Source organism: Bacillus sp. 16GRE42, assembly GCF_019837435.1.
In the GTDB taxonomy this organism is placed as follows: domain Bacteria; phylum Bacillota; class Bacilli; order Bacillales; family Bacillaceae_G; genus Bacillus_A; species Bacillus_A wiedmannii.
This window is the reverse complement of record NZ_JADAXF010000003.1, coordinates 210,472-230,799: the sequence shown is the minus strand read 5'-3', so window position 1 is coordinate 230,799 and position 20,328 is coordinate 210,472. Positions and strand designations below refer to the sequence as shown.

The window sequence follows — 20,328 nt, the reverse complement described above, 5'->3', positions numbered from 1 at the left end:
GTAACTATCTTCATAGATACAACTTACATTTTTAAAGTCGATTGTTATTATATCATAAAATATATTTATGTAAGTTCCTGAAGAAGAAAAGTTATCGTGAATCATTTGTGAAGAAAATGTGAAATACATAAATAAAAAGGTGTTACGTTATTACGTAACACCTTTTCGTAAAAACATATAGTACTACTGCGATACCGCTATCCCCAAAACACTTCTTTAAGTCTCTCCATGATAGAGGGCTCCCTTTATATCGCTACTTCTATATCATCGTTTTAATTATAATTAAAAGCCAATCTTTTCTATACAATATATCCTTTTATTTTTCATATATATTTAAAGAATCCATTTACATAAAACAGCTATTCCTAAAGTATCGCATTAGGAATAGCCTCAATAAAAAATATCTTATCTAGCTTAAAAATTAAATTTGACATTTTCAATTTCTGTATTCTCGATTACTAACCCTTCAATCTTAATATTTTCTAATTTTATTTCCTTATTTGAGCTAATCGCGTCTAAGATACCTAAAAAATTCTCCGCTAATTTTTTAATGGTTTCCATTTTATACAAACTACTCGCATATTCAAATTCAAAAAACAACTCTTTTTTTCCTTTTTCTACAAATAAGGTTAAATCAAATTTCGAAATTTTATTTCTATATTCAACAGGCGTCATTTTCAAATTCCCCATTATACTTTCATTGATTTGAGATTCTTGAAAAGCTAACATTGTAGAAAATATAGGGTTTCTCCCTAAGTCTCTCTTAATTTTTAACTTATCAATAATCATATCAAACTGATAATCTTGATTATCATACGCTTTAATTAACTGTTCTTTAATCTCTGACAAAAATTCTGTAAAGCTTTTTTTCTCAATAGGGAAACTTCTAATTGCAATAGTATTTGCAAACATACCAATGATATTTTTCAAATCAGAATGTGTCCGCCCTAAAATAGGCATTCCTACAATTATATCGTGCTGCGAGGAACATTTTGATAACAAAATACTATAAGCTGCAGACAAAATCATGTACAATGTCGTATCTGTTTCTAAACTTAAATTGTCTAAACGTTGCTTTAATTCATTTCCTCCTTCAAAAATAAAACTATTTCCTTCAAAACTTTGTATAATTGGTCTAGGAAAATCCGTAGGCATATCTAATACTGGAAGATCCCCTGAAAGTACATCTAACCAATATTTTTCTTGTATACTTGCAGCACTTGTCTTTAAAAACTCATTCTGCCAATAAACGAATTCTTTATATTGAATAGGGTTTTCCTGTAACAGTTTTCCTTGATATAATTCCGATAACTCCTGCAGTAAAATATTGACTGAATATCCATCTGAAATCAAATGATGCATATCTGTTAAAAGCACATGTTTATGACTACTTAAGCGAATGATCTTAACTCTTACTAAAGGTGCTTTACTTAAGTCAAAAGGTTCAATAAATTCATCAATTATATTTTCCAGTTCGACATTCAGCTTCCTTGATAGATTAGAACATAAATGTTCATCTAAAACAGAATAACTAATTTCTATATCCACGTCTCCCTGAATTCGTTGTTTAGGCACACCATCTACTACTTCAATAGATGTTTGAAATGCCTCATGTCTCTTTACAATCTCACAAAAAGCTTTTTCCAATTTATCCAGATTGATTTCACCTTCTAGTAAGGTTGCTCTTGGCATATTGTAACTAGTTCCAATCCCCTCCATCTGTTGTAGTGTATATATCCTTTTCTGGGCTGAAGAAAGGTCGTAATATTCGCACTTTTCCACAGGTTGTAATGACACATACTTATTTTCAGATCTTTTCTTTATATGCTTACTTATACCTCTTACTGTTGGTGCTTTAAACGCTTCTCTTAACGATATATCTACACTAAACTTTTTATGAATTTCTGCCATTAAAAGCATTAACGACAATGAGTTTCCACCCATTTCAAAAAACGAGTCATTCATACTAATTTGCTTAACATTAAGAGTTTCTTCCCACATTTGTGCAACAGTTTTTTCAATTGGATCCTCAGGCAGTTCATAATTAGTTTTTATCAATAATTCATCCTTAATTTCTGGGAGTGCTTTAACATTTAGCTTACCATTTGGAGTCAAAGGAATTCTATCTAACTTAATAAAGATAGAGGGCATCATGTAGTAAGGAATCTTACTTGAAAGGTATTCCCTTATTCCCCACCCATTCTCATTCTCTTTCAACACAATATAAGCACATAGTATATTATTATTTTCTTTATCTTTTTTTGGAACAACAATTGCATCAAGTATCATATCATGTTGCAACAGTACTGAATTTATTTCTTCTAACTCCACTCTATATCCTCGAATTTTTAATTGATTGTCGATTCTTCCGAGAAATTCTACTTCTTGATGGCATGTGAGCCTCCCTAAGTCTCCCGTTCTATAGAGTTTGATTTTTTCATTTCCCAAAGGTGAAACCGTAATAAACTTTTCGCTATTTAAATCAATTTGATTCAAATAACCTTCTGTCACTCCTACTCCCCCAATACAAATTTCACCAGCCATTCCAAGTGGAACAAGTTTTTGACCTCTATCCAAAATGAATATTTTCGTGTTATCTACTGGTTTTCCAATAACCGTTCCCTTGGATACAAGGTCAAAATCAGTAGCATTAAATTTATGAAATAGAGCGCCAATAGTAGTTTCTGTAGGTCCATAGTGATTCATAATTACAGTTTGCGGATACACCCTATTAAACTTACTAATATCAGCTGACTTCACTTCTTCACCGCCCAATACGATTAACCTTAGCGCCATGCAATTCTCATAATCTTCAACCATACGATGGTTAACTAAATAATTAAATAGTGAAGGAGTCAGTTTTATATAACTGATCTTTTTCTCTTTCAAATATGTGATAAGGGTTTCTGGGAGCATATAATGTTCTTTTGGAATTAAATGTAACTCACACCCATTTAATAAAGCTGTATACAAACTTGTATATCCTAAATCAAATGCGAAGGAAGATAATAGTAGTGTTTTATCCCTATGCGTTATACTTGCTTCTCGTGTGAACCATGAAATATAATTTACCAAGCTTTGATTCTTAATCGGTACCCCTTTTGGGAGCCCAGTGGTACCAGATGTATAAATAATATATATTGGATTATCAACTGTACTTCTTTCCTCTATATTTGAAGGACATTCAAAAAATAAGCTCTTATCTTCCAATTCCATAACCTCACAAGTAAAATCATTAGAAGTTACTAAGTGAGACTGGGTCAAAAGAAGAATTGTATCACTGTCTTCAATCATGCTATTTATTCGTTCTAATGGAAACTCCGGATCAAGAGGTAAATAAATTGCCCCGCTTTTAATAATACTCCATAGTCCAATGATCATTTCAATAGAAGGCTCAGCTAATAAAGCGATTACTGTATCACTTCCTGCCCCCTTCTTTATCAAGTGTTTAGCTAATTGATTTGCTTTATCATTTAATTCCTTATAAGTTATCGTTCTCTGTCCAAACACTACAGCAGTACGATTCGGATGTTTTTCCACCAGTTCTTCAAATATACGTTTAATCGTTTTTTCTTCTGGATACAAAGTATCAGTATTATTAAAAACACCTATTCTATTTTTTTCTTTCATGGTTACTAGATCAATTTCCTCAATTGGAATAGTAATGTCCTCTATGATAGTATCAATAATTTTAACGAAATGTTCCGCCATTCGTTCAATCGTCTCTTTACGGAACAAACCTGTACTATATTCAAATATAAAACGAAGTTGTCCATCCTGCTCAGTTACTTTCAGCTCTATATCAAATTTAGATGTACGATTCGTATACTCGTACGGTTTAATTTCAAAATCACCTATTTCCGCCCTTACTGCATCAACATTTTCAAAAGCAAACATCACATCAAACAGAGGATGACGATTCACATTTTTTTGCAATTGTAGCTTATCAACGAGCATCTCAAATGAATACTCCTGATGTTCGAGAGCTTGAAGTGTGTGGCTTGCAACTTCTTTCAAAAAATCCTCAAACCGTTTCTCTGAAGTAGGATAATTTCTGAGCGCAAGTGTATTAACAAACATACCTACCACATTCTCTAATTCAGAATTCAGTCTTCCTGCTACCGGGCTTCCAATTATAATGTCTTCTTGTCCGCTATATTTAAACAATAGTATATTGAATGCCGAAAGTAATAATGAGTACAGAGTAGCTCCTTTTCGGCTTGAGATTTCATTTAATTTAGATGTATAATATGCATCCAAATTAACTTGAACTACATCACCTTCAGACATTGGCTCATCTAATCTTGGATAATCAGTTGGTAAATTGAGTAATGGTATTTCTTTTGAAAATATTTCAAGCCAGTACAGTTCTTTTAGTTTCCAGTTCCCGGATTCTATCATTTTGTTTTGCCAGTTTGAAAAATCTTTGTATTGAATTCTTACGTCTGGCAAATTATTTTTTTGATAAAGAGATGCAAACTCTCTAATTAAAATTCCCATTGATAAACCATCGGATATAATATGGTGCATATCATAAACAAGCAAATATTTCGATGATGGTAGCACCTCCACAATTGCTGCTCTGAACAAGGGCCCTTTCTCTAAATCAAATGGTCTAATAAATGTTTCAACAACACTCTCAAAATTTTGTTCATCTGCATACAAGTGTTGCATATTCCATTCAGGATTTTGATGGATTTTTTGAACTATTTTCCCTTGTACTTGTTTAAATGATGTTCGCAAGCTTTCATGGCGATTAATTAAAGCTTGCAATGCCTTTTCTATCTGTACTATATTAACTTCCCCTTCAAGAAATACTGCTCCGGTAATATTATAGTTTGTAGATGCATCATTCAATTGACTAACAATATACATACTTTTTTGTGCTGGAGAGACTTCATAATACTCCTGTGGTGGTGCTAAACGAATCGCTTCATATGTTTCTTTTTTCCCCATCATTTCTTCAATGATTACAGCCAATTCCTTAATAGTAGGAAATGCAAATATATTTCCAAGTGGAAGTTCAACTTCAAATTCCCTATGAATTTCAGAAACAAGTGTTATTGCTTTTAATGATTGTCCCCCAATTTCAAAGAAATGATGATTAATACCTACACCATCAATCCCCAGTATCTTTCTCCAAATACTTACAAGTTTTTGTTGTATCATATTATAAGGTTTTTGATACTCTTCATCAAACTCTACTTTAATCTCCATATTTTCTAGGGACTTCCGATCAATTTTTCCATTCGGACTGAGCGGAAGACTTCCTAGTTGAATAAAATAAGAAGGAATCATATATTCAGGAAGTTTCTTCCGCAAAAACCCCCTTATACTGCATTGATTATTTGTACCATGCGAGGGGGAATCATAGAATGCAACAAGATACTTATCATTTGCTACTCCATTCTTCACGACAACTATAGAGTTTTTTATGTTATCACATTTGTTTAACACAACTTCAATCTCTCCTATATCAATTCGATGCCCTCGTATTTTTGTTTGGTCATCCTTCCGCCCCAGAACCTCAATGTTACCATCGCAAAGTAATTTCCCCATATCTCCTGTTTTATAAAGCATTTTTCCATAATTATGATAATACGGATCTCGAATAAACTTATCCTTCGTCAACTTAGAATTGTTAATATAACCTCTAGCTAAAGGTATGCCACCTATGAATATTTCCCCCTTCACTCCAATCGGCAAAGGGTGCATGTTCTCATCAAGGATATAAATGCGCCTGTTAGCAAGTGGTTTTCCCACGGGAATAACTTTTAAGTCGGCACTTTTAGTTCCTTTTCCAGACACTTCATATAAAGTACTTGTCATCGCCGTTTCAGCAGGTCCATATGCATTTAACAAAATAATATCTTCTAAAGGTAACTGTTCCCACATCCCTACTTTCTCCGCTGGCATTTGTTCCCCACCAACTATGACGAGTCTGAGGTTACTATCTGGAATTATTTCTGGTCTTGTATACCATTCTTGTACAATTTCGCCCCAATAATTTGTAGGTAGATTAACAACTGAGAGTCCAAGTTCAACACATTTCTGAGAAAACTGATAAGGAGTCCATATATTCTTATCACGCAAAACAAGAGAACTTCCTGCCGCTAGTGTTGTAAAAATCTGTTCAAGTGAAATATCAAAACTTATCGAAGAAAACTGAAGAACACGATCCTCCGGTGTCAGCTCATAACGTTTGCAAATATCAATGGAGTGGCTTACAACTGCTTCATGAGACATCATTACACCTTTTGGTCGACCAGTAGAACCCGAAGTATAGATGATATATGCCAAATTCTGGGGTTCAATTCTAACACTCGGTTGGTTTTTTGGTTCTTCGAGCACTGAATCCCATTCTATATCAAGACAAACAGTATGCCCCTGATAATCTCTAATCTTCGACTGTAAATTATTTTGGGTGAGTAATATAGGTACTTGGGCATCTTTCAACATCAAATTTATTCTTTCGCCAGGATAATCCATATCTATAGGTAGAAAAGCTCCACCAGCTTTTAAAACAGCTAAAATTCCTACAATCATTTTAGGTGAACGTTCAACATACACTCCCACAGGTATTTCAGGCCCTACTCCTAATTTAATGAGCTTATGCGCTAACTGGTTTGAAAGTATATCTAATTCTGTGTAAGATACACTTTCATTCCCCTGTATAACAGCAGGTTTGTTTAGATTTAATTTTACTTGATCAGTAAATAAATCCTGGAAACATTGATTCTTAGGATAATCCAATGAAGTAGAATTATTATCACTTAAAATATGTGTAAGTTCTTTCTCAGAAATCATTGAGATATTCTCTAACTTACCATCTTCGCTAACAAGCATTTCCCACAAAATATTGATTAAATGTGAAAGTATCTGATTTGCTTCTGTTTCATTTAAAAAGGAACTATTGAATAGTAGCTTCAATTGAAGCTTTGGTTGTAGATTACAATAAACAACCAAAGGATAATCCATTTGTTCATCTATACGTACTGATTTCACTTGTAATGAACCAATTCCGTCTTTCAATTTCACATCGAATGGATAGTTTTCAACAATTACAATACTCTCATACAAATCATATAAGGCAGAGCTTCTTGGCATATCAATCCAACTTCTTATATCAACGAGTGAGGTATATTCATATTGACGCATTTCAACCTGCTTCAGTTGTACATCTTTAAGCCATTTAATCAAATTTACATTTTTATTTATCTTTACCCTAAAAGGAAGAGTATTCATAAAGCAACCAATTATTGAATCCGAACCTTCTAACTCAGCTGGACGCCCTGATGAAGTTACCCCAAAAATAATATCTGTTTCTTGGGAGTAGCGATTTAAAAGAATTGCCCAAGCCCCCTGAATCATAGTATTTAGTGTAATCCGATTCTTTCTAGTAAAGTCTTGAATTATCTGCTGTTTGTCTTCAGACACTTCGTATACTACATCTCCAAAAGCAGATAACTGATTTGAATTTTTTGCAGGAAAAATATTATTGAATCGTATAGGTGTTTTAAATCCATCTAACTCGGTTCTCCAAAATTGTTCCGCTTTCTTCTTGTCTTGCCTACGTAACCAGTCGATATAATCTTTAAATGAATATACATGTCCAAATGTTATCTTTTCGTCAACGCATAACGCTTCATAACACTGACCCAGTTCCTTAAAGAGGATGCTATTACACCAACCATCTAACTGAAGGTGGTGATGCGTCCATACTACATCATAGGCATACTCGTCTTGCTTAATGACCAAAATTCTCATAATTGGTGGTTTTGAAAGGTCGAATCCCTTCTTACGATCTTCCTCAATAAGTTGTTCTAACTTTTGCAATCCTTCAGATTTCGAAACATTTGTCCAATCTAAAACTTGAAAAGGGATTTTCAGATTTTTATGAACAATCTGTACAGGTTCTTCTAGTCCTTCCCAATGATATGATGTTCTTAAACTTTCATGTCTATCTAAAAGTTTTTGCCAAACCTTTTCAAATATCTCAATATCTAGTTTTGATTTTATTGAAAATATTGTTTGCTCCACAGTTACTGACGATTTTGGTGAATAGATATGATGAAAAACCATACTTTGTTGTACAGGTGAAAGCATGTATATATCTTCTATATTTTTATATACCTCAAGCCATTCATCAATTTTCTTTTGATCTATGGAGACAAGTGGGAAATCTGAAGGCGTCAAATATGTACCTTCTTTTGTTTGACAGTGGTCAATTATATCCTTCAAATTGTTGACGAAGTCCTTTGCCAAGCCTTGAATGGTTTCAACTAAATGACTATTCGTACTATATTTCCATTCTACACATAATTTTTTATCAACGATCATACATTCAATTTCAAGCAAGTGACTTCTAATTCCATTCAAATCACGGGTTGGTCCTGTATTCACATCCGATATATTAAATAACTGCTGTTTTTTAATTGCTTGTTCGAACTGTCCTAAATAATTAAAGCTTATTTGTGCCCTTTTCCTAGACGAAATTTGCCCTTGCATCTCTTTCTCTGCTAAGTAATATAAAATTTCATAACCAATTCCACCATTTGGTATAGCACGATACCGCTCTTTTACTTGCTTCAATATTTCTGCTATGCCCTTCTCTTTTTCAATGTCGCCCATAACAATAGGATATACACAAGTAAACCATCCTATAGTTCTTGAAGTGTCGTACTCTTTTAACAAAGGATTCCTACCATGGCCCTCCAAATCAACTAGTGTTTCACCACTCCAATTTGCTAATGTACTAGAAAGTGCGGAAAGCAGAATATCATCAATTCTCATTTTAAATAATTGATACGTGTCATGCAGTAAATACTTTGTTTCTTTCTCCGTCAACATAAAAGAAAGTGTACGAGCAGATTTTTCATCATTTCTCCCCCCTTCCATGTCAATAGGTATAGTATTTACAGAAGAAGAGACATTGTTCTTCCAAAAAGCAAGTTCATCTTTTAATTGATTGGAATAAGCATATTCATAGAGATGCTCAGACCATTTTTTAAAAGAGAGGCCTTTCACTGGAAGTTGAACAGATCCACTATTTGTAAGCTGTTCATATATCATCTGTAGAGTGTCCAGCATAAGTCTCCATGAATATCCGTCTATTACAAGATGATGTACTGTTATAAACAACCTTCCTTTTTCCTGATCCCCAGAATCAAAATATGCAACTTTAATTAATGGACCATCTGTAATATTTAATTCATACTGCAATTTTGATAAAATTTCATGCATATGACTATTATTAAAATCATGTAATTCAAATAACACATTCTCATCGGACTCTGAATAAACTTGAATCCATTCTCCAGCCCTTTGATAATAACGGAGCCTAAAACTATCATGATAATTTGTAAGTATACGAAAACTTTCATGCAACAAATTCGGATTTATACCTGCTCGTGTTTCCAATAGCACAGATTGATTCCAATGATGATAATTTTCCAAATCTTGCTCAAAAAACCACTTTTGAATCGGTGTAAGAAGCACTTCTCCAGTCTCAGGTTCTTCTATTTGATCTTCACTATAGCTTTCTTTAATATCTGCAATACAATCCGCCAGTTCTGCTATCGTTTGGTTCTCAAACATCTGACTCACGGTAATCTCTATACCCTTTTGAAGCGCTTTACCTACTATTTGAATACTTAAAATTGAGTCTCCTCCCAACTCGAAGAAGTTATCATGTATACCAATTTCCCCCTGATGTAGACCCAATACTGCAGACCATACCTCTACTAGTTCTTCTTGAACTTTATTTTTTGGAGCAACGTAACCTTTATAAGTATGAATTTGAGGAGCCGGTAAGTTCCTTCGATCAAGCTTTCCTATTGAAGTTAAGGGCAGACTCTCTAGCTGAATATAGTATGATGGAAGCATATAATCTGGTAATTCTTTTGCTAAAAATCCCTTAAGTTCCTCCATGTTAACCTGAACATGGGAAACGATATATGCACAGATAACTTTTTTCCCATTATTAATTTCCCAATCAATTACAGCAACATCTTCAATGTAGTTCCTTTTTAATATTAAATTATGAATTTCTGAAAGTTCAATCCGATACCCTCTGATTTTCACCTGATGATCCTCTCTTCCAAGAAACTCGATTTCTCCGTTTGGAAGCCATCTTCCTAAGTCCCCTGTTTTATACATACGATCATTTGGATTAAAGGGATCATTCATAAACTTTTCATTTGTAAATTCTGGTAGATTCAAATACCCTCTTCCTACACCGTCTCCAGCAATATACAACTCACCAGGAACACCTATTGGACTAATATTTTTATCTTTATCTAATATATAACATCTAACATTTGAAATCGGCCGCCCTAAAGAGACGGTATTTTCTGAACATTCAACACTTAAAGCATCCACTGTTGTTTCTGCTGGACCATAATTATTATATAATTTATATCCTCTATCAATCAGTGCATCTTTTAATGATTCTTCTAGTCTTTCTCCCCCTGAAATAACTGTGTGTAAACTCTGTAATTTGCGATCATGACATAATAATTCTTTTAATACAGTCGGTATGAAATTAATAATATGAATTTCATGTTGATCAACATAATCACAAAAATGCTTCTTATTTAAAATTAAATTCTTTTCGGCTATATGTAATGTCGCTCCATAAAGTAATGTACCGAAAAAATCCTCAATACTCGGATCAAACACATAATTTGTTAGTTGTAATAGATTTGTTTTTTCCGTTATATTAAATGTTTTTCCAAACCACTGAACAAGATTAACAACATTTCGATTTTCTATCATTACACCTTTAGGTTTTCCTGTAGTACCTGAAGTATACAAAACCGTAAATAAATCATTCGGACTAAGGTTTACTTTCGGTAGAAGAGTCTCACCCGAAAATTTTCTACTATTATCCAATATAAAAACACACTCATTGTTGAATTTTCCAATTACATAGTCGTTTTTATTAATTACATCCTTACTGGTCAATATGAACTTTGTTTGACTATCCTGTATCATATACATTTTCCTTGACTCTGGATATTCTGGATCAATTGGCAAGTATGCAGCTCCGACTTTTAAAATAGCAATTATCCCTATTAGCATTTCAATTGATGGATCCGTCATGATTCCAATAATCTCACCCTTTTTCACTCCTTTTCTAAGCAGTTCATTTGATAAGTTATTGGATATGTTATTTAATTCTTCATAAGTCATAGTCCTATTTTTATATACAATCGCAACATTATCCGGGGTTTTCATCGCTTGTTGCTCAAACAACTGACTAATCGTCAACTGATGTGAATATGTTTTACGAGTATTATTAAATTCCAAAAGGATTTGTTTTTTCTCTTCAATAGATACGATATCAATCTCTTCTATTTTTTTATGAGGATTTTTTATGACTGCTTCTGCAATTTTAGTAAAATGTTGAGCTAAACGCTCAATTTTAGATGATTCATATAATTGTTCGTTGTAACTGAAACATATCTCAATATCTTTGTGCAAACTTATACTAATAGATAAGCCATAATTAGTCATTTCAAAGGTGGAATATGAGTTCAAAGCGATTCTATTTTTGTTTGTCAGTATCGTCTGATCTAAAGGGTAGTTTTCAAAAACAACAATAGTATCAAAAAGATCGATTTCCGTATCCAATTCACTATATTTTTTTATATCTACTAAAGATGATGTCCCATACAATTCCCAATCCTGCAATGTCTTATTTAACTTTTTGATAAGTTCTATAGATGTTTCGCCAGAATCCTTTTTAACTCTTAATGGAACTGTATTTATAAATAGGCCTACCATTTCTTCAATCCCATTAAATGTTCCTGCTCTACCCGAAATAGTTGCGCCAAAAATAATGTCATCGATATTATGATTCTTTTGTAGCACAATTCCCCATAAACTATAAACAAGGGCGGCAAGAGTAACTTCATTTCCCTTCGCAAATCCTTCCAACTTATCCCTTGAAAATTGAATGCGATACTGATGATCTTTTCGAATTGATTTATGTTTCTTTTTTGTTACTTCCAAACTATTTTGCGAGTTAAATCCTTTTAAATACTCTTGCCAAAATACTTTCTGACTTTCTTTATCCTGTTTTTGAATATATTTAATAAAATCTTTATATTTTTTTTTAGTAGGCAGATTGTAAGTTTCTGATTCACTAAGGCATCGATATGCGTTTAGGAATTCTTTTAAAATAATTCCATTACTCCAGCCATCATATATAATATGATGATTACTTATAATCATTTCATGTCTTTCTTCTGCTAATATGCACAAAGTAACCCTAAATGGTATTTCTCGAAGATCAAACTTTTTTTCACGATCTTTAACTTTTATCTCTTCTAGTAAAATATTTTTTTCACTTTCACTCTTGTGTGTAAGATCAATTATTTTAATATGAGGGGTATGTTCTTTCAATACTATTTGAACAGGAGTTTTCACTTTTTCCCAACGAAATAGTGTACGTAACTGCTCATTTGTTTGGACAACCGCGTCCCAAGCTTTCGTAAACAATCCTGCATCAACACTACCTAAAATCCCCAAACATATCTGTTCAAAATACTCATCACTTTGAGGATTTTTTAAGTAGTGAAATAACAACCCTTCCTGCATTGGTGTTAAACCAAGAATATCTTCCAAATTTTGTTTATCCAATTTTATCATCATTGAGCTCCTCCTTGAGACAATCAAATGAATCTAAATAATTATGCTTCTTCATATTTTCTATAATTTCTCCTCTTTCCATCTTGATAACTTTATCCGCGATATGAAAGTACCTATCATCATGAGTAATAGCAATGATAGCTTTTCCTTTTCCCTTTAATTCAGCCAATAGTTCTGTATAGAAAAAATGTCTAAATTCAGGGTCTTGATCTGCCGCCCATTCATCAAATAGATAAATAGATTTATCCTCTAAATAGCTAATTAATAGTGCTAGTCTTTTTCGTTGTCCTGTTGAAAGTTTAGTTGTACTAAATTCTCCATTTTGAATTTGTACTTTTTCATCGATACGTAATATTTTCAAATATTTTTTTATTTCTTCTTCCTTTGAGCTATAGTCAATACCATAGACTTTTGTAAACAAATAAAAATCACTAAATATTGCGGAATATAGCTCTCTTAACTGTTCCTGATTTATTTCTTGATTGTTAACAAATATGTTTCCGCTATTTGCAGAATATAAACCTGTAATTAGTTTAGCAAGAGTTGATTTACCACTACCATTGCCACCGGTTATAAATACAACCTCTCCTGATTTAAGTTCAAAATTAATTGGCCCAACTTGAAAAGCTTCTCCATGTTCACTTTCGTATTGATATACTACCTCTTTAATCTCCATGTTTATTTTACTTTGAGGTATCAAAGTACTGTTTACGTCTGTCTTATTAGTTTCGGTTTTTAAATACCTTGAAAAATCATTTATTCTCTTCCAACTAATTTTCATTTGAATCGCATTAGGGATCGTATTGAGTATACTATGTAGAGGTCCTGTCATATAAAGAAAAACAAAAACATAGCTTCTTAAAAACTCACTCTGTACCCCTTTAAATAAAAGCGGAAATAAAAATGTAACAGCCCCAATTACCATAACAAACAGCAATTCACCAATAATAAAAACATTAGCAAACTTAAGACCACCTTGAATCCGCTTATCCTTATAATCCTCACAGCTCTCTTGCATCCCTTGTCCAAACTCTTCTCGTTTTGACTTTCCTATGCTTAACTCTTTATAACCGCCAATGAGATCGTTTATATATCTAAAAAAAGTGTTTTGGATGTTTCTTGTTTGTTCCCAAAGATTATTAGCTGATTTTCCAGCTACATAATACATACCTGCTGCAACCAAAATAACTGCAATAGAAACAAGCAGTCCATAAACATTAATTACTCCCAAATAAACCAAACAACATAAAAGTGTAATTGAATCAGTCAAACCAGTAATGATGGTGGCAGCATAATTACTGATAGCTTCTGTATCATTATTTAAGGTGGTTTGAATTCTTTCTGACTCTATTTTTTCAATTTTTTCATAAGGATTTTTTAATATATCGTTAATTAACTGGATTCTTTTTTCATAAATCAGATTATTCGTAATGGTAATCAACTGCGTCCGTACCAATTTTTGCGCTAATACATAAGTAATAATTCCTAGCAAAAAATATAAAAACAAACTATTGTTGCTTGAATAATTACTTCTAGTTAAAGCTTCATTAATAATAAAAATAATCATCGCATTTCCAAAACCACTGGTTACACTCAACACAAAAATCGAAAAAAAATTTTTCTTATTATGCAAAGGAAAAACAGTTATTAAAGATAAATATAGGCAGAACAGTACAATACTAATTAAAGTAGCCCATACCGCAAAACTCATACTGATAGGTAACCAAACATTAACAAAATCCCAAGAAAGTCTCCCGAAAAATACAAATGGAATTTTATAAAGGGCATACCCAGCTAAGAACGCAAATAGAAACGTTATAAAGGGAATACAAATACTTTTAAATTTATTTTTTTCCAACTTCCTTTTTTTCTTATACACCTGAATCATAACTATGAAAATGAAGTATAGAGTAATAATTGAAAAAGGAACCATAAACAAAAGTACAGTAACAGAAAAGGCATCAATACTCTTATACGTATCTTTACCGTTTGTCACCACACTCTCCCCCACAAGTGTGTCCATAATAGCCTGGCCAATATTTTGAGTGTAATCGGAGTTCATGTTAGCCATCACCGCAACTCCTAACTTCTCTTGAGGATGAAATACAACGAAAGAAGAGAAATTCGGATTACTTCCTGCATGTGATATTTCACCAGGACCATTTTGAAAAACTTGCCACCCTCCGGCATAAGAAGAGCCATCCTCAGATGGTGGAACTGATCTGTTTGGTATATGTGTACTATAAATTGCCTTTTGCTGATCATCACTTAGTCCATATATCCCAAGCTGCATACGAAGCCACTTTTCCATGTCTTCATTATTTGAGATAAAATAACCTGCGGGTGTATTTCCTCGATAAATAGGTGCATTAAACTCTATAGGCTTTAAAAAACCTATTTTATATCCCTTTGACATATCATATTTAGCGACATCTTTTCTAAACAAAAAAGTATTACCCATATTAAATTGGTTTAATATATTATTCTGAACGTATTGTTCAAAAGATTGATTGGTAACTTTTTGTATAACTAATCCTAGAATATCGTAGTTAATACTGGCATAATTGAATTGCTCTCCTGGATATGTCTCCAATTTTTGATTTAATATTTCTCTAACTGTATTTTCCAACGCATCATTGTCATTTGAGATAGGTATGTCCCCAATGGTATGAAAAGGGATCCCACTCGTATGATATAAAAGCTGTTCAAGAGTTATTTCAACATTTTTATTAAGTTGTTGTCCTTTATAATTACCTTCATATATCATTTGAAACCACTGCAAATATTTGCTAACAGGGTCCTTTAAATCAATTAACCCCTTTTGAACAAGTTGATATATTGCGAGAGCTGTAAACGCCTTACTGTTCGAACCGATTTCAAATAATGTTTTTTCCGTTACACGTTGCTTTGTCTCAAGATTTGAATAGCCAAAACTTTTTTTATATACAGCTTGATCACCTTTGACTACTATCACTGACATTCCAGGAATTTTGGCTTCTTGCATTTGTTTTTTTATAAGCGAGTCTAGTTGTTCTTTATCGTTTTCCGTAAACATTCTATCATTCTCTGCATTTGCTATTTGAATCCCAAATAGCATCTGTACATTTAATAATATTACAAGGGTAATCAAAACAATTTTTACTCTCATCATGATTGAATGACTCCTCTCTAATATCATATATTAAATATATTTTCAAGATCTTCACTCGAGAGGTTTGCCGTTTCAAAATCAGATGGGGTGAATTCAGCATGTTTTCTCTGACAACAATGTTGAATCAAATCTCTCAATTGATTCATATACTCCATGAAAAATTGCGATATTGTTTCTTGTTTAAATTTGTTTTTGCTATACGTAATCGACAAATTCAACTTTTTATCTACTGTATACGCAACGATATCTAGCAAACAATCTATCTCATTTTTATTGCTGTTATCTTGACCGGAATTTTCATACGCAAATTCAAAAATTCCATTGGAAAATGTAGCATTAAAATCACCTAAATAGTTAAAACGAACATATTTTCGAGATTCGGAACTTAATTCCTTCGAAATATACTTTAAAACTCCATAATTTAGACCTTTACTTGGAACGCTACGCAATTGCTCTTTTAATTGTTTAATTTGTTGTGATATATCTACATCCTCAAATTGTAACCGAATTGGAAATAGACTCGTAAACCATCCAATAGTTCGCGATACATCAATTTCATCATTTAATTCTTCACGCCCATGCCCTTCAATTTCAATAATCACATCATTTGTTTTAATATACTTAGCCATTACCAATGATAGCGCTATAATCATTAGTTCATTACCTTTTGTTCGATAAGCTTCATTTGCTTTTTGTAACAGCTGCATAGTTTCTTCTTCTGTTAACTTCTTAATCATTTTCTCGCAAAATTCCATACGATCCAATCCTAAATCAAAATCATGAAATGAATTCTCTTCATATTGATATACATGCTCCCAGTATCGCTTTTCTGATTCTGGAATTTTTTTACTCATTCTCTTTAACTCAATTGCCCAATCCTGTACCGAATTATCTTTTGGCGGCAAAGAAGTTTTCTGCTTATTTTCTATCTGTTTATATAATTGATTTATATCTTCAAAAATAATTCGCCAAGATATACCATCAACAGCTAAATGATGAGCTGTCATCAATAGTCTTTTACCAAAATCACCTAAATCAAATATACAAACTTTAAGAAGAATTTCATTTTCAATATTAAAGCTCGATTTCAATATTTCTCCAATACTAGCAATACGAATACTTTGCTCTGTTTTTGATAATTCAGATAAATCAAATGATTCTATTTTTATTTTTTTATTGTAATTATTTTGATTATAAAATAATTCCTTCGTTTCCATCCGGTAACTCAAGCGAAAAGCGTCGTGATGACAAACTAATAAGTTAAATGCCGATTCAAGTATGCCAACCTCAACGTCATCCTTTACTTTGACTAACACTGACTGTGTATAATGGTTTATATTGTTCAAATCTTGCGAAAAAAACCATGAGATAGATGGTATCGTTTCAATACTACCAACACATTGTTGATTACTCTTCTGCTCTTTTGTGCTAGTCATTTCTAAATATAAAATCATATCTTCAATAACTGGATTAGCCAAAATATCCTTTGTTTTTATTTTAATTCCTTTCTCACGTATCTTAGAAGAAATTTGAATTGCTTTAATGGAATCCCCGCCTAGGTGATAGAAGTTGTCTCTTATACTTACTTTTTCAACATTTAATACTTCACGTATAATACCTACTAAATCACTTTCTATCTCACCTTCAGTTTTTTTCTCTATTTTAACTTCAGGTTTCGGCAAGGCCTCTCTATCCAGCTTTCCGTTAAACGTCAACGGTATTTCTTTCAACACAATAAAATACGAAGGAATCATATAAACTGGTAAGATCTCTTTTAAGAATCTAAATAGTTCGGATGTCTTCACCTTAGCATTCTCAGTATAGTAGGCACAAAGATAGCGGTTTCCATCATAATCCTCTTGATCAATCACTACCACTTCCTTAATGCTCGGATATTTTTGCAAGTTTATTTCGATTTCTTTTAGTTCTATGCGGAACCCACGAACTTTTACTTGATCATCTTTCCTTCCCAAATACTCAATCTTATCTCCTTCAATAAATCTAGCTAAATCACCCGATTTATACATCTGCTCTTTTGCCGAATATGGATTTACAATAAATCTCTCTCTTGTTAAATCCTGATTGTTAAAATATCCTCTTGCAACACCTTCCCCAGAAATATAAATTTCTCCAACAACTCCCATTGGTACTGGGCGAAGATCGGAGTCCAACACATATATTTTCATATTTTGTGCAGGTACACCAATAGGGACAGATACCCCTTTATCTTTTTCAATATCGAATTGATGAATCATACATCCTACAACTGTTTCTGTGGGCCCATATTCATTATATATTTTTGTTTCTCTACCTAACTTTTTCTGTATGTTTGCGGCAAGGTCTACTGTTAAATTTTCTCCACCAACAATAATTTTTTTAATTGAACACCCGAAAAAGTCTGAATCTTTCAATAAAGAAAGGTGAGATGGAGTTAATTTAATAATACTTGCTTTTTTTTCTTTAAATATCCTATATAATACATATTCGTTTGCATCAGCAGGATAAATAATAATCTGATTACCACTAATTAATGGGGTAAATATAGTTGTAACAGTAAGATCAAAAGCAAGAGATGAATACAATGGGAAAACTTCATTTTCACTTGCGCCTACATATACTTGATTTGCCCAAGAAATATAATTAACCAATCCTTTCTGTTCAATCATTGTACCTTTAGGGTTTCCCGTAGAACCCGATGTATATATGATGTAAGCAAGGTCAGTCGGCTCACTTCTATTTTTAATATTAGAAGTATCTCCCATATAAATATGAGCTGCATTTATATGGATAACCTCAACCGCATACAAAGAAAGATCCCATTGATGCGAAATATCAAAATTAGTGAACAGAATATTGATATCTGAATCTTGCAGCATATAATTGACCCGTTCAGATGGATATTGTGGATCAATAGGTAAATATACCGCTCCTGCTTTTAAAATTCCTAAAATTCCAATAATTGTTTCTAGAGAATGCGTAGTTGATATTCCTATTACTGTACCTTTTGTTACATTTTTCTTTAATATATATCTCGCTAATTGATTAGATCTATCATTCAATTCACGATACGTAAGTTCCTTATCTTCCAGGCAAATCGCAACTCTATCTGGTGTCCTTTCTACTTGTTCTTCAAAAAGCTGATGGATTGTCTTGTCCTTTGGATACTCCCTATTCGTTGCATTAAATTCATATACCAACTTATCCCACATATCTTCTGGTAAAATTTCTAATTCCATCAACTTTTTATTAGGCGACTCCAACATCTGATTCAGTAAATGACTGATTCCAAGATACATTTGTTCAATTTGCTTTTCTGTATACATATGATCCTTATAATCTATATCTAGATTAAATCCTCCTAATCTAGACCATTCTCGAATAATCAATTGAATTGAATAAATCTGATTCCTATTGTAAAATTCTTCATTTTCTATTGGTGTACCATTAATTTCAGTAGGAAGTTTTGTATTGTAATAGTTAATACATGTATCAAATAAATCACCGTATCCCTTTTTCTTTAATTCCAAATCTTTCACCAATACATCATATGGATATTTTTGATGATAATAACAGCGAACCAATTCACGATTAATGCTTTTTATAAAATCTAAGACTGTCATTTTACTATCAACAGTATGACGAAATGGCATAGTACTTGTTAACATCCCCACAATATTTTTTTCATTTTTCCCCGCTCGATTAAGCACAGGCATTCCAATAATTAAATCATCCTGCCCATTTACTTTATTTAAGTAAATATAATATAGGGCAACAAAGAATGCGTACACAGAAACATTTATGCCAGTAGCAAATTGTTTAATTTCATCCGATTGATTACTTGTTAAAGAATATGTTTTTCTATTTGCCTTTGCACAATCTACTTCGTTCTTCCGCTTCACAATTGGGAGCTTACTAAACTTCTCATTCCAAAAATTTTTATCCTTCATAAATCTTTTTGAAGTTAAATAGGATTCTTCCTTCTCAAGGCAATACATATAGGTACTATTAAGCTGATCTGTTATTTTTTCACCTTTCAAAATTTGAGTGTATGCATTACAAATCTGTTCAGTTAAAAGATTCATAGACCAACCATCAGAAATAATATGATGGACCTTAACGAAATATCCCCCTTCTTTAGTATCTTGTAACTTGAACAAAGCAAAATCAAATAAGTCTTGTTCATTGATATCGAAAGGTTTTGCAGCTTCCTGCTGAACCCAGGCATCTAAATCGTTCTGACTATTAAAAATAGTATATCGAACTTGATATTTATGATATTCCTCCACATATTGATGAACCTTCTCATCCGATTCTACAAATCGATGCCTGATTCCATCATTTTTTTTTATAAAATAATTAATTGCTTTCTCAAGACAAACAAAATCCACTTCTCCTTGTATCTTTACTGTTCCCCCAATATTATGCAATGGCTGATGAGGATTAATTTTCTCCATATACCAAATCCTTTGTTGAGGATGAGTTAGTGAAAAATATTCTCTATACTTCAAATTATCACCACTTTA

General features: G+C 32.6%; 3 protein-coding genes. All 3 read right to left on the bottom strand.

The genetic code is table 11. From position 1 onward, the window contains the following. Positions 1–414: 414 nt before the first annotated feature. The 3 genes from ILS93_RS17665 to ILS93_RS17655 are packed head-to-tail and all read right to left on the bottom strand — an operon-like array spanning position 415 to position 20,313. Positions 415–12,654 carry a non-ribosomal peptide synthetase gene (locus tag ILS93_RS17665; protein WP_222661013.1) on the bottom strand — a complete coding sequence of 4,080 codons (12,240 nt, stop codon included), beginning with the start codon at positions 12,652–12,654 and terminating at the stop codon, positions 415–417. Continuing rightward, on the bottom strand, positions 12,638–15,805 hold the full coding sequence (locus ILS93_RS17660) for a cyclic peptide export ABC transporter (RefSeq protein WP_222661011.1): 3,168 nt from the start codon (positions 15,803–15,805) through the stop codon (positions 12,638–12,640). The genes ILS93_RS17665 and ILS93_RS17660 overlap by 17 nt, the downstream gene beginning before the upstream one ends. A gap of 23 nt (positions 15,806–15,828) precedes the next feature. Then, positions 15,829–20,313: a non-ribosomal peptide synthetase gene (locus tag ILS93_RS17655; RefSeq protein WP_222661009.1), complete on the bottom strand. Its 4,485-nt coding sequence runs from the start codon at positions 20,311–20,313 to the stop codon at positions 15,829–15,831. Positions 20,314–20,328: the final 15 nt, after the last annotated feature.

Bases quoted from the DNA above. Each gene is read 5' to 3' on its own strand.
- ILS93_RS17665 (WP_222661013.1), bottom strand. From the start codon at position 12,654: ATGATAAAATTGGATAAACAAAATTTGGAAGATATTCTTGGTTTAACA.
- ILS93_RS17660 (WP_222661011.1), bottom strand. From the start codon at position 15,805: ATGATGAGAGTAAAAATTGTTTTGATTACCCTTGTAATATTATTAAAT.